The sequence below is a fragment of the Mannheimia sp. E30BD genome, assembly GCF_041807785.1.
GTDB lineage: Bacteria > Pseudomonadota > Gammaproteobacteria > Enterobacterales > Pasteurellaceae > Mannheimia.
This window is the reverse complement of sequence record NZ_JBGTYX010000006.1, coordinates 122,088-134,942: the sequence shown is the minus strand read 5'-3', so window position 1 is coordinate 134,942 and position 12,855 is coordinate 122,088. Positions and strand designations below refer to the sequence as shown.

The 12,855-nt window shown below is 41.2% G+C and carries 10 protein-coding genes; 8 read left to right on the top strand and 2 right to left on the bottom strand.

What is annotated here, in order from left to right; all coding sequences use genetic code 11:
- Positions 1-184 precede the first annotated feature (184 nt).
- The gene (gene ubiG, locus ACERCG_RS05960) at positions 185-898 is read right to left on the bottom strand and encodes a bifunctional 2-polyprenyl-6-hydroxyphenol methylase/3-demethylubiquinol 3-O-methyltransferase UbiG (protein WP_373611135.1); all 714 of its coding nucleotides are present in this window, start codon (positions 896-898) and stop codon (positions 185-187) included.
- A gap of 64 nt (positions 899-962) precedes the next feature.
- Between ubiG and ACERCG_RS05955 the strand changes: the two genes are divergently transcribed.
- The 8 genes from ACERCG_RS05955 (at position 963) to ACERCG_RS05920 (ending at position 11,112) form a co-directional block, all read left to right on the top strand.
- Positions 963-1,343, top strand: a complete 381-nt coding sequence (locus ACERCG_RS05955; protein WP_373611134.1) for a pyrimidine dimer DNA glycosylase/endonuclease V — start codon at positions 963-965, stop codon at positions 1,341-1,343.
- A 97-nt stretch (positions 1,344-1,440) separates the two neighbouring features.
- Positions 1,441-4,137 (top strand): DNA topoisomerase (ATP-hydrolyzing) subunit A, encoded by a 2,697-nt coding sequence (gene gyrA, locus ACERCG_RS05950; RefSeq protein ID WP_373611133.1) that lies wholly within the window; start codon positions 1,441-1,443, stop codon positions 4,135-4,137.
- Positions 4,138-4,326: 189 nt separating this feature from the next.
- Entirely contained in the window at positions 4,327-4,602 is a 276-nt protein-coding gene (locus ACERCG_RS05945) for a type II toxin-antitoxin system HicA family toxin (protein ID WP_373611132.1), read from the top strand.
- On the top strand, positions 4,595-4,924 hold the full coding sequence (locus ACERCG_RS05940) for a type II toxin-antitoxin system HicB family antitoxin (protein ID WP_025235602.1): 330 nt from the start codon (positions 4,595-4,597) through the stop codon (positions 4,922-4,924). Before ACERCG_RS05945 ends, ACERCG_RS05940 begins: the two co-directional genes overlap by 8 nt.
- 153 nt (positions 4,925-5,077) lie before the next feature.
- Entirely contained in the window at positions 5,078-7,006 is a 1,929-nt protein-coding gene (locus ACERCG_RS05935) for an ABC transporter ATP-binding protein (RefSeq protein ID WP_373611131.1), read from the top strand.
- Between the two features lie 29 nt (positions 7,007-7,035).
- Entirely contained in the window at positions 7,036-7,797 is a 762-nt protein-coding gene (gene tcdA / locus ACERCG_RS05930) for a tRNA cyclic N6-threonylcarbamoyladenosine(37) synthase TcdA (protein WP_373611130.1), read from the top strand.
- Positions 7,798-8,178: 381 nt separating this feature from the next.
- On the top strand, positions 8,179-9,546 hold the full coding sequence (ppnN, locus tag ACERCG_RS05925) for a nucleotide 5'-monophosphate nucleosidase PpnN (protein WP_373611129.1): 1,368 nt from the start codon (positions 8,179-8,181) through the stop codon (positions 9,544-9,546).
- A gap of 18 nt (positions 9,547-9,564) precedes the next feature.
- Positions 9,565-11,112 (top strand): DUF2813 domain-containing protein, encoded by a 1,548-nt coding sequence (locus ACERCG_RS05920; protein ID WP_373611128.1) that lies wholly within the window; start codon positions 9,565-9,567, stop codon positions 11,110-11,112.
- A 66-nt stretch (positions 11,113-11,178) separates the two neighbouring features.
- On the opposite strand, the gene pepA is transcribed toward ACERCG_RS05920, so the two are convergent.
- On the bottom strand, positions 11,179-12,675 hold the full coding sequence (gene pepA / locus ACERCG_RS05915; protein WP_373611127.1) for a leucyl aminopeptidase: 1,497 nt from the start codon (positions 12,673-12,675) through the stop codon (positions 11,179-11,181).
- Positions 12,676-12,855 lie beyond the last annotated feature (180 nt).

The following is a 12,855-nucleotide window of genomic DNA, read 5'->3' as shown; positions in this document are numbered from 1 at the left end:
TTGTGATGAAAGTTATCGGCTCTCTAAGCTACACAACGAAGTGCTTTCAAGGGACGAGACGAGATGCCGATAACGGGTTGTGTTGCTTAGTTTAACTCATTTGAGATATACAAGGGGCGGGTCTTGTGCCCGCCCGTTATGGAAATAAGCGAGGTATAGTAAAGATTTCGCACTATTTTGCAAGTTAATTATTGATGTTAAGAGTGGCAATGTAGTTGCAACTTACATCATTATTCAGCCAAAATTTTTCGGTTAATGGATTAAAATGGTAGCCTTTCATCTCTTGGCAACGAAGATCGGCTTGATCGCACCACGCCAACAATTCAGCTGGTTTGATAAATTTCTCAAATTCGTGCGTACCTTTTGGCAACATTTTGAGTACATATTCCGCCCCGATAATCACCAGCATATAGGCTTTGAATGTGCGATTAATAGTAGAGAAAAACAGCACGCCATCAGGTTTCAGCAAGGTTTTGCAGCTTTGAATGATGGGGAGCGGATCGGGAACGTGTTCCAGCATTTCCATACAAGTAATCACATCAAATTTTTCTGTATTGCAAGCGGTCATTTTTTCTAAAAAATTTTCAATAGTCGTTTGCTGGTAATCAATCTCTAACCCACTTTCTTTAGCGTGTTGTTTTGCGATTTCAAGCGGTTGAGAGGTCATATCAATACCTGTAACAACTGCCCCTTGCTTTGCCATCGCTTCACTTAAAATACCGCCACCACAGCCAACATCAAGCACTTTTTTGCCAAATAAGCCGTTCGATTTTTCCAAAATATAAGCTAAACGCAGTGGATTGAGCAGGTGAATTGGTTTGAAACTGCCGTTTGGATCCCACCAAGTTTGAGCCATTTTTTCAAATTTTGTGATTTCTTGCTGATCGACATTTTGCATAAGTTATTCCTATGGTAAATTTAAGGCGTTACTATAACGTATTTAACCTAAAAGGAAAATTAAAATGACAAGAATCAATCTTGTTCCGCCTACGGAATTGTGTGATCAACATTTACTTGCCGAACACCGTGAATTAACCCGTATTCCTAATGCAGTGGCTAAGGGTAAATTTAGCTTAAAAGGTCAGCCAGAAGATTATAAATTGGGCGAAGGGCACGTGCGTTTTTTCTTCAATAAACTCAGTTTTTTGAAAAAGCGTTACGATGCTTTGCACGAGGAGTGCTTGGCAAGAGGCTTTAATGTACAATATTTTTGGTCTGAAAATTTACCTCAAGATCCAAGTTTGTGGCTTGATTATCAACCAACAGACATTGCTCTGGCAGTTAATCGAGAGAGAATTGCATTAAGAATGCCAGCAAATCCACGATTTACTGCAAGAAAATAACCGCTTGTACGCCCTTTTTATCACTTTTTATGCTATAATCTCGCTAATTTTTCGCCTGCATTTAGGCAATTCTTTACTATCAAATTAGGAAATTTCAATGAGCGAATTAGCCAAAGATATTATTCCCGTAAGTATTGAGGACGAGTTAAAAACCTCTTACCTTGATTATGCGATGTCGGTTATCGTAGGGCGTGCATTACCTGATGTGCGTGACGGTTTAAAGCCGGTACACCGCCGTGTACTTTTCTCAATGGAGCAAAACAGCAACACCTATAACAAACCGCACGTTAAATCAGCCCGTGTGGTGGGGGATGTAATCGGTAAATACCACCCGCACGGCGACTCTGCGGTGTATGACACCATTGTGCGTATGGCTCAGCCGTTCTCGCTTCGTTATATGTTAGTGAACGGTCAAGGTAACTTCGGTTCTATTGATGGCGATGCTCCAGCGGCAATGCGTTATACCGAAGTGCGTATGCAGAAAATCACGCAGGAATTATTAACCGATTTAGATAAAGAAACAGTAGATTTCTCGCCAAACTATGATGGCAAGGAGATGATTCCTGATGTGTTGCCAACCAAAATTCCAGCCTTGTTAGTAAACGGCTCATCGGGGATTGCAGTCGGTATGGCAACCAATATTCCGCCACATAACTTAGGCGAAGTGTTAGACGGCTGCTTGGCGTATATTGAAAATGAAGAGATTAGCGTTGAAGAGCTAATGCGTTATATTCCCGGCCCAGATTTCCCAACAGGGGCGATTATCAACGGCCGTAAGGGGATTGATGATGCTTACCGCACAGGGCGTGGTAAGGTTTATGTGCGTGCAAAAGCGAGCGTTGAAACCACAGACAAAGGGCGTGAGCAAATTGTCGTTACCGAGCTGCCTTACCAAGTCAATAAAGCAAAATTAATCGAAAAAATTGCGGAATTGGTTAAAGAGAAGAAAATTGAGGGCATTAGCAAAATTGATGACTATTCCGACAAAAAAGGGATTTCGATTGTTATTGAAGTAAAACGTGATGCAGTGGGCGAGGTGGTACTAAATCACTTATATTCACTCACTCAAATGCAGGTTACTTTCGGTATCAATATGGTGGCGTTAGATAACGGTCAGCCAAAAGTGTTGAACCTCCGCCAAATCATCGAAGCCTTCGTGAAACACCGCCGTGAAGTGGTAACACGTCGTACCATTTTTGAATTACGCAAAGCCCGTGAGCGAGCCCATATTTTAGAAGGCTTGGCGATTGCATTAGCAAATATCGACCCTGTTATCGAATTAATCCGTGCCTCAAAAACGGCAGAAGAAGCCCGTGAAGGCTTACTCGCTCGCCCGTGGGCATTAGGCAATGTTGCCCCAATGCTAGAAGCAGCAGGTGTGGGAGCCTCTCGCCCAGAAGATTTACCTGAACACTTAGGCGTGCGTGATGGCGAATACTACCTATCTGAAGCACAGGCTCGTGCAATCTTAGAATTACGCTTACACCGTTTAACAGGCTTAGAGCACGAGAAAATTGTTGAAGAGTATAAAGAACTCCTAACGGAAATTGGCGAATTAATCCACATTTTAACCAGCCCAGAACGCTTGATGGAAGTGATTCGTGAAGAGTTAGAACGTGTGAAAGCTGATTTCAACGATGAACGCCGTACTGAAATTACTGCAGCCTCTGGCGACATCAACATTGAAGATTTAATTGCACAAGAAGATGTTGTAGTAACCCTTTCACACGCAGGCTATGTGAAATATCAACCGCTTTCAGACTACGAAGCACAGCGTCGTGGCGGTAAAGGTAAGTCTGCTACTAAGATGAAAGAAGATGACTTCATTGAAAAACTGTTAGTGGCGAACACGCACGATACGATCCTTTGTTTCTCAAGTCGTGGGCGTTTATATCAATTAAAAGTGTACCAATTACCACAAGCCAGCCGAGGAGCAAGAGGCACGCCGATTGTCAATATTCTACCGCTTGTGAAAGAAGAAAACGAGCGTATTACTGCAATTCTCCCAATTCCAAATGGCGAATTTAGTGCCGATAAATTTATCTTTATGGCAACTGCAAGCGGTGTGGTGAAAAAAGTCTCTCTTGATGCCTTTAGCAACGTGCGTGCAAGCGGTCTGATTGCGTTAAAACTTCGCGAAGGCGATGAGTTAATCGGTGTAGATATTACCGATGGCGAGAGCGAAATTATGCTCTTCTCGGCACAAGGAAGAGTGGTTCGCTTTGCTGAAACAGCGGTTCGTGCGATGGGACGTACCGCCACCGGCGTACGAGGCATTAAACTTTCTACCACCGAAATTTCAAGCGAAGAAATTGAAGAAGCCGAAATTATTGAAATTGACAATGAAGAGGCAGAAGATTCCTCCAGCGTCAGCCTTGATAAAGACCGTGTGGTTTCGTTAGTGATTCCTCGCACTGAAGGCGATATTCTGACTGTAACCCAAAACGGCTATGGTAAACGAACGGTGATTAGCGAATATCCGGTGAAATCCCGTGCAACCAAAGGGGTGGTTTCAATCAAAGTGAACGAGCGAAACGGTAAAGTAGTAGCGGCTGTTCAAGTTGAGGAAACCGACCAAATTATGTTGATTACCGATGCCGGCACGCTTGTTCGGACAAGGGTTGCAGAAGTCAGCCTAGTCGGACGAAACACGCAAGGCGTTCGCATTATCCGCACCGCAGAAGACGAACACGTCGTCAGCCTAGAGCGAGTGTGCGAACCTGAAGAAGATGAAAACGAAAACATTGAGGCAATAGAAAATGCCGAAAATGTAGAAACATCAACCGAAGAATAATCTTAACAACACAAGCGGTCGAATTTTCAGAGAATTTTGCAATTATGCAAAAAATTAGGGAAATTCGACCGCTTGCTATTTTCAACACCTATTTTTGCGATCTGTGTCGAAAAATCCAGTTTTACTTTCCCCGCTTTCTTTCAAATTTAGTACAGTATCAGAGGTTTTACTTTTAAATGGTACTAAATTATGGTATTAATTCATCTAAAACGAAAATCTCAGAAAACGTTACGTCAAATTTATATACAGCCCATTTCAGCCAATATTAAGTGGAGAGATATTGAAGCTCTATTTCTTGAATTAGGAGCTGAGATTGAAGAACGAGAAGGCAGCCGAATTGCAGTTGTATTATTTGAACAAATCAGAGTTTTTCACAGACCGCACCCAAACCCCGATACCAATAAAGGTGCGATAGCAAGTATCAAAAAATGGTTATCTGAAAACGGAGTCATTCCTTATGCGTAATATTATGGAAATTAATGGCTATAAAGCTGTGATTGCATACGATCCTGAAACCGAATTATTTAGAGGCGAATTTATTGGCTTAAATGGTGGAGCAGATTTCTATGCAGATAATGTTGCCCAACTTAAGAAAGAAGGCGAAATCAGCCTAAACGTTTTTCTCGAAATGTGTGAAAAGAAAAATATTGAGCCATTTAAACAGTATTCTGGCAAGTTTAACATTCGCCTATCGCCAGAACTACATAAAGCAGCCGTTATGGCAGCAACGGCAGAAAATTTAAGTTTGAACGAATGGATTAGCCAAACATTAGCAAAAAGCGTGTGAAGCTATTGAAAATACAAGCGGTTGTTTTTTCATAATATTTTGCAAGTTGCAAAAGAACGGAGAAAAATGACCGCTTGTTTTACTATTTTTTTATATCAAATTTTTGCTTGGAATCTGTTAGAATCAACTTCATTTTTTCTAGCTGAGAAGATTATGGCATTACTCAACTTATCCAACGCCTATCTAGGCTTTGGCGATCACCCTTTATTAGATCATACTGAATTACACATTGAGCCAAACGAGCGAGTTTGTTTGGTGGGGAGAAATGGGGCAGGCAAATCAACCTTGATGAAGGTGCTTGCGGGCGAAATTCAGCTTGATGATGGCAAGCTAATTTTTGAAAAAGATATTGTCGTTACTCGTTTAGAGCAAGATCCACCTCGTCATATTCAAGAAACGGCGTTTGATTATGTAGCGGAAGGGATCGCGCATTTAAGCGATCTTTTAAAGCAATATCACCACATTTCACAACAAATGCTGACAGATTATAGCGATGAATTGTTAGTGAAATTATCGGCAGTTCAGGCTCAACTTGAACACAATAATGGTTGGCAGTTTGAAAATCGTATTCAAGATACGCTGAAATTGTTGGAACTAGATCCTGAAAAGCGTTTATGTGAACTCTCGGGCGGTTGGGTTCGCCGTGCGGCACTGGCTCGTGCGTTGGTGGCAGATCCTGATATTTTGTTGTTAGATGAGCCAACCAACCATTTAGACGTGGAAGCAATCACTTGGCTTGAGAATTTATTGCTTGATTTCAAAGGCTCAATCATTTTTATTTCTCACGACCGTTCGTTTATCCGCAAAATGGCGACTCGTATTGTCGATTTAGATCGTGGAAAACTCGTTTCTTACCCAAGCAATTACGATAAATATTTGGAAGAGAAAGCGGAAGATCTGCGTGTGGAAGCCTTGCAAAATGAGCTGTTTGATAAAAAACTAGCCCAAGAAGAAGTGTGGATTCGTCAAGGCATTAAGGCTCGCCGCACTCGTAACGAAGGGCGTGTGCGTGCGTTAAAAGCGCTGAGAGAAGAACGCCGTAACCGTCGTGAAGTGCAAGGTTCAGCGAAAATTCAGATCGATAACACGGCACGCAGCGGCAAAATTGTGTTTGAGTTAGAAAATGCTGGCTATGAAATTGAGGGTAAAACCTTACTCAAAAACTTCACTGCAACTATTCAGCGTGGCGATAAAATTGCATTGGTTGGCCCGAATGGCTGTGGTAAGACCACATTTATCAAATTATTACTGGGTGAATTGCAACCGACTTCAGGCTCAATCCGTTGCGGCACAAAATTAGAAGTTGCCTATTTCGACCAATATCGTGCCGAATTGGATTTAGAAAAAACAGTAATGGATAACGTGGCAGACGGCAAGCAAGATGTGGAAGTAAACGGGGTAAAACGCCACATTTTAGGTTATCTGCAAGATTTCTTGTTCCCACCAAAACGAGCGATGACCCCTGTTAAAGCCTTATCGGGTGGGGAGCGTAACCGTTTATTATTGGCAAAACTGTTGCTAAAACCCAATAACTTATTAATTCTGGACGAACCGACCAATGATTTAGATGTGGAAACCTTAGAATTATTGGAAGAGATGTTGACAGATTATCAAGGCACGTTGCTGATTGTGAGCCACGACCGTCAATTTATTGATAATACGGTGGAAGAGTGCTATTTCTTTGAAGGCAATGGCGTATTGAATAAATACATCGGCGGTTATTTTGATGCGAAACAACAGCAGGAGAATTACCACGCAACCTTAGCTGCCAATTCGCAAAAAATTGAGAAAAAACAACCGCTTGTAGAAGAAACTAAGCAAGAAAAGCCAAAAGCAGAAGCGAAAAAGGTTAAGCTCTCTTACAAAGATCAGCGTGAATTGGAAGAGTTACCTGCAAAAATGGAAGCCTTAGAAGCGGAAATGGATGCCCTGCAAGCGGAAGTCAATAGTGCGGATTTCTTCTCAAAAGATCAGGTTTACACTAATGAGAAATTACAAAAGCTAGCAGACACCGAAGCCGCATTAGAGCAAGCCTTTGAGCGGTGGGAAATGTTGGAAAATATTAAAAATGGGAATGTGTAAGCGGTCATTTTTACGGAAAATTTTGCAAAATGGAACGAATTGATAACTACGAACAACGTTTTGGTGGAATTGGGCGGCTTTATACGCCTGAGGGCTTGGAGAAACTTCGCCGCTCGCATATTTGTGTAATTGGGATTGGTGGTGTTGGCTCTTGGGCGGTAGAGGCGTTGGCTCGTTCGGGCATTGGCAAGATTACGATGATTGATATGGACGATATTTGTGTAACCAATATCAATCGTCAGATCCACGCAATGAGCGGCACGGTAGCTCAGCTCAAAACAGAGGCGATGAAAGAGCGTGTTGAGCGAATTAACCCCGAATGTGTGGTGGAGATTGTTGATAATTTCATCACGACCGAGAATATTCCTGATTATCTTAATCGTGGTTATGATTATGTGATTGATGCGATAGATTCGGTTAAAACCAAAGCGGCTTTAATTGCGTATTGCAAGCGTAATAAAATTAAGCTGATTACTACAGGTGGAGCAGGTGGGCAGACCGATCCTACCCAAATTCAAATTACCGATTTGAGTAAAACTATTCAAGATCCGCTTGCTTCAAAAGTCCGTTCGCTACTGCGTAAGGAGTACAATTTTAGCCAAAATCCAAAACGCAAGTTTGGTATAGATTGTGTGTTTTCTACTCAACCATTAATTTTTCCGAAAATGGGAGAGGGCTGCGAAGTTTCTGCCACAATGAACTGTGCGAATGGTTTTGGGGCGGTTACAATGGTAACGGCAACCTTTGGTTTTTTTGCGGTAAGCCGAGTGATTGATAAACTATTGAAGTAACAAGCGGTCAAAAAAAGCAGAGCTTTTTAAACGTTGGCTTGCCAACGGCGGCGAAGCCGTGAACAATCCTTAAAANACCTTTGGTTTTTTTGCGGTAAGCCGAGTGATTGATAAACTATTGAAGTAACAAGCGGTCAAAAAAAGCAGAGCTTTTTAAACGTTGGCTTGCCAACGGCGGCGAAGCCGTGAACAATCCTTAAAAGGATTGTGAATAAAAAAGAGAATTTTTTTCAAATGATCAAGATTATGTAGCCAGTACAAAAATTATTCGTAGGGGCGGGTCCTGTGCCCGCCCGAATATTACGATTGGTTACGGGCGGGCATAGGACCCGCCCCTACAACGGTTTTATGGAATTTCTTACAAATAAAAAAGGAGAGAGTATGGCAGTACACAGAATTAACCCAAAAGGCAGTATGGAGCAGCTTTCCCATTTGGAAATGCAGCTATTAGCCCAAAATGCACAAGGGAATTTATATCAAATTTATCGTAACTGTTCGTTGGCGGTGCTTAATTCTGGTGTGCATACCGATGATAGCCGTGCGTTGTTAAATCAATATCCTGATTTTGAAATCCGATTATTAACCCGAGAGAAAGGCGTATCGCTTGAGCTTCATAATCCTCCGCCGACAGCTTTTGTTGATGGTAAGATGATTTTAAATATCCAGTACCATCTGTTTGCGGTATTAAGGGATATTGTGTTTGTAAATGCACTAAAAAATGCAATACCACCGCTTGAAAATACGTCCGTAGAAACGCTTACCACAAATATTGTGTTTTCGATTCTGCGTAATGCGAAAGCAATAGAGATGAACACTGATCCGAATTTAGTGGTCTGTTGGGGCGGTCATTCGATTAATGACATTGAATACCAATATTGCCGAGCGGTTGGGCAAGAGTTTGGCTTGCGTGAGTTGAATATTGTAACAGGTTGTGGAGCGGGTGTAATGGAAGCTCCAATGAAAGGAGTTACGATTGGGCACGCCAATCAGCGTTATAAAAATGGGCGTTTTATTGGCATTACTGAGCCATCAATTATTGCTTCTGAACCGCCAAATCCAATTGTGAATGAATTGGTCATTATGCCAGATATTGAAAAACGCTTAGAAGCCTTTGTTCGCTTAGGACACGCCATTGTTGTGTTTCCGGGCGGGCCGGGTACATTAGAAGAGCTGCTTTATATTATCGGTATTAAATTAAACCCAGCCAATAATGCTCAAAAATTACCGTTAATTTTAACTGCTCCAAAAGAGTCGGCTGATTATTTCTACGCTATTGATAAATTTATTGGCGATACTTTAGGCGAAGAAGCTCGCAGCCTGTATGAAATTATTATTGATGATCCAGTGCTGGTAGCTCGTAAGGTAAAGCAAGCGATGGTTGAGGTAAAAAACAGCCGTTATGAAAGTGGCGATGCTTATAACTTCAACTGGTCATTAAAAATTGAGGAAGATTTTATTACGCCATTTATTCCAACCCACGAAAGTATGGCAAATCTGAATTTAAGCCTAGAGCAGCCAAAAGAACAGTTAGCTGCGAATTTAAGACGAGCATTTTCAGGCATTGTGGCAGGTAATATTAAGCCTGAAACCTCAGATTTGATCGAACAATACGGTGTGTTTAAGTTACGAGGCGACCGCAAATTAATGGATCATATGGATAGATTGCTCGAAAGTTTTGTGGTTCAGCACCGTATGAAAATCCCAACGGGAGAAGCGTATCAACCTTGCTATGAAATTGTAAAAAAGTAATAGCAATAAGGGGGAGGTATGTATCTAAAGCATATTGAAATCAGTGGTTTTCGAGGCATTAATCATTTATCGCTACAATTACGCCCAAATATGGTGCTAATTGGTGAAAATGCGTGGGGGAAATCTAGCCTGATTGATGCCTTAAGCCTTATCTTTAACTTAGAACATAAGTTGTATCAGTTCCAGTTTAAAGATTTCCATATTCAATATACCGATATGCCAAGCCAAGTGCGAGACATCACGCTTATTTTTACTTTTTGTGAAGAAACTGCTGATGATGGCTCGCTGCTCCAACTTCCCCCAGCGTTGTTGCTCTGCTCATTTTATGTGGAGAACAAGCGGTGCATTTCCTTAAAAGTAACAGGAAAATTGTTAGCCGAGCAGATTAGCACCGAATATCAGTTTGTCTCTCAAGACTTAACGCCCATTCAAATTGAGCAATCAGAAAAATGGATTGAGCAGTTTATTTATCATCACCCTGTTTACCGCTTGCGTGATGCACGGCTAAACAAGCGAGTGCATAATGAGCTATTACTCAATGGCTATAACCAGCCCGACACCGATTTTCAGCGTGAATTAAATGCTCTTTCTTCCCTACTGAAATACTATTTCCTAACCAGCCAAAGCCGCCACCTAATGAAAAATAGTATGCAAGATACTACATTATGGTGGGAAAAAGTGAAATCGCTCTGTCTGCGTTTAAAGCAAAATGAAGAGTTGGTAGAGCAAGTTCAACAACATGTTTCGGATCTTTTCTTGTTTAATCCCAAAGCAGCAGTGATTGAAAAACCGATCATCTTATTTGAAGATTTTAATGCTTTTTTACACCCTAGAATGGTGGCAATTTTCTGGGAACTGCTCAGTTTTCTACCAAGCCAACGCATTACTACAACTAATTCCATTGAATTGCTTTCACAAGCGCCGTTACGAGAAATTTGCCGTTTAGTGCGTTATGAGGATCACACTCAAGCCTACTGGTTAGAGCGGCACAGTGTCGGTAAAGAAGATCTGCGTAAATTGACCTTCCATATCCATCATAACAGAGGATTAGCCCTATTTGCGAAAGCTTGGATCTTAGTAGAAGGAGAAACTGAAGTTTGGATTTTAGAAGAGCTGGCAAAAGTGTTAGAGATCAATTTAGAAATGGAAGGAATCAAAATTGTTGAATTTGCTCAATGTGGTTTACGCCCTCTTATTAAATACGCTAGAGCAATGGGGGTTGAATGGTATGTGCTAACTGATGGCGATGATGCAGGCAAACGCTATGCCGAAACCGTTAAAAGTTTAGATGAAGATTTCGCTCAACGCTTAACGGTATTACCGCAAAAAGACATTGAACATTTCTTCTATAAGGCAGGTTTACGAAATGTATTTGTTCGCCTTGCAAATTGGCGTTCTCAGGAAAAATACCCGATTTCATATATTATCAAGCGAGCTATTCAAAAAAGCTCTAAGCCCGATCTAGCCATCGCACTAGCCAATGAGATGAGAAATAGAGGCGAACATAGTGTTCCACCGCTATTTAAAAAGCTATTCGCTGATGTGTTAGCTTTAGTGAGAAAATAAAACAACAAGCGGTTAAATTTTCGGAGAATTTTGCAAGTCTTTACTGAAATTTAACCACTTGTGTTATTAACTTTCTGCTTTATTAATTAAGAATTGGGTTAAAAGATTGACTGGACGACCTGTTGCACCTTTCGCCACACCTGATTTCCAAGCTGTGCCGGCAATATCTAAATGGGCCCAAGTGTATTTTTTAGTGAAGTTTGATAAGAACTGCCCTGCAGTAATAGCTCCACCTAAACGCCCGCCGATATTGGCAAGATCAGCAAAGTTAGATTTAAGTTGCTCTTGATATTCTTCCCCTAACGGTAAACGCCACGCTTTGTCGTCTGCTTGCTCTGCTGCCGTTAATAGCTCGTTAGCTAAACTGTTAGATAGCGACATTAAACCGCTGTTGTGATTACCTAACGCAACCATACAAGCCCCTGTAAGAGTCGCAATATCAATCACTAATTCTGGGTTAAAACGCTCAACATAAGTAAGTGTATCACACAGCACTAAACGCCCTTCCGCATCGGTATTTAAAACCTCAACGGTTAAGCCCGACATTGTAGTAAGAATATCGCCCGGGCGGTAAGATTTGCCATCAACCGCATTTTCACAGCCTGCTAAAACGCCGATAACATTAAGCGGTAATTTCATTTCAGCAACAGCTTTCATTGTGCCGTAAACGCTCGCCGCTCCGCACATATCGTATTTCATTTCATCCATTGCTTCTGCTGGTTTGATGGATAAACCACCTGAGTCAAAGGTTAAGCCTTTACCCACTAACACAATAGGTTTAGCATCAGGATTCGGGCTACCTTTATATTCAATTACGGAAAGGAAGGCTTCATTTTCAGAGCCACGAGAAACCGCTAAATAAGTATTCATACCTAGCTCTGCCATCTGTTTTTCATCAACAACAGTGGTTGAAATTGACTCGTAATGCTCTGCCAATTTTTGTGCTAATTCGGATAAATATTTTGGATTACACACATTTGGTGGACAATTTGCTACATTTTTCGCACAATTTACGCCAAAGGAAATCGCTTTTCCGTGCTCTAATGCACGTTCAGCTTCCGCTAAATCTTTGCGGTTTGCAACATTAAACACAACACGGCGTAATTCACGGCGAACTTCAGGTTTAATGCTTTTGAAATCGGTATAAGCATATTGATTCTCTTGAATTGCTTCTACTGCAAAACGAACATTCCAATAAGCGGATCTGCCTTTAACGTGTAATTCAGTTAAGAAACAGACAATTTCCATTGAGCCTGTGTCATTAATCGTTTGTACAGTTTTTTGGATAATCTGTTTGTATTGACGCTCGGTTAATTCACGCTCTTTGCCGCAGCCAACCAGCAAGACACGATCAGCAGGCACATTGGGTACATTGTGTAATAATAAAGTTTGCCCTGCTTTACCTTCTAAATCACCACGTCTGAGGAGCGAGCTAATATAACCATTACTTAATTTATCTAATTGTTCTGCAGCAGTACAAAGTCTGCGAGGTTCATAAACCCCCACCACCAAACAAGCAGTTCTCTGTTTCTCAACACTGCCGTTTTTAACGCTAAATTCCATTATCTTCCCCCATTTACTGTTTAAGTTTCGCTAGAGTGTTCAATAATAAATAAATGCGTAGTATAAATAAAATTTTCAAAAATTTACGCTTTATATTGAAATATCAGCCAATTTTTTGGTCAAATAGATAATTTTACTGGTTTTTCTTTTAGTTTGCTTACTTTATACTAGAAAGAAATA

Excerpts from the sequence above, each read along its gene's own strand:
- ubiG (WP_373611135.1), bottom strand. The coding sequence starts at position 898 with ATGCAAAATGTCGATCAGCAAGAAATCACAAAATTTGAAAAAATGGCT.
- ACERCG_RS05955 (WP_373611134.1), top strand. The coding sequence starts at position 963 with ATGACAAGAATCAATCTTGTTCCGCCTACGGAATTGTGTGATCAACAT.
- gyrA (WP_373611133.1), top strand. The coding sequence starts at position 1,441 with ATGAGCGAATTAGCCAAAGATATTATTCCCGTAAGTATTGAGGACGAG.
- ACERCG_RS05945 (WP_373611132.1), top strand. The coding sequence starts at position 4,327 with ATGGTATTAATTCATCTAAAACGAAAATCTCAGAAAACGTTACGTCAA.
- ACERCG_RS05940 (WP_025235602.1), top strand. The coding sequence starts at position 4,595 with ATGCGTAATATTATGGAAATTAATGGCTATAAAGCTGTGATTGCATAC.
- ACERCG_RS05935 (WP_373611131.1), top strand. The coding sequence starts at position 5,078 with ATGGCATTACTCAACTTATCCAACGCCTATCTAGGCTTTGGCGATCAC.
- tcdA (WP_373611130.1), top strand. The coding sequence starts at position 7,036 with ATGGAACGAATTGATAACTACGAACAACGTTTTGGTGGAATTGGGCGG.
- ppnN (WP_373611129.1), top strand. The coding sequence starts at position 8,179 with ATGGCAGTACACAGAATTAACCCAAAAGGCAGTATGGAGCAGCTTTCC.
- ACERCG_RS05920 (WP_373611128.1), top strand. The coding sequence starts at position 9,565 with ATGTATCTAAAGCATATTGAAATCAGTGGTTTTCGAGGCATTAATCAT.
- pepA (WP_373611127.1), bottom strand. The coding sequence starts at position 12,675 with ATGGAATTTAGCGTTAAAAACGGCAGTGTTGAGAAACAGAGAACTGCT.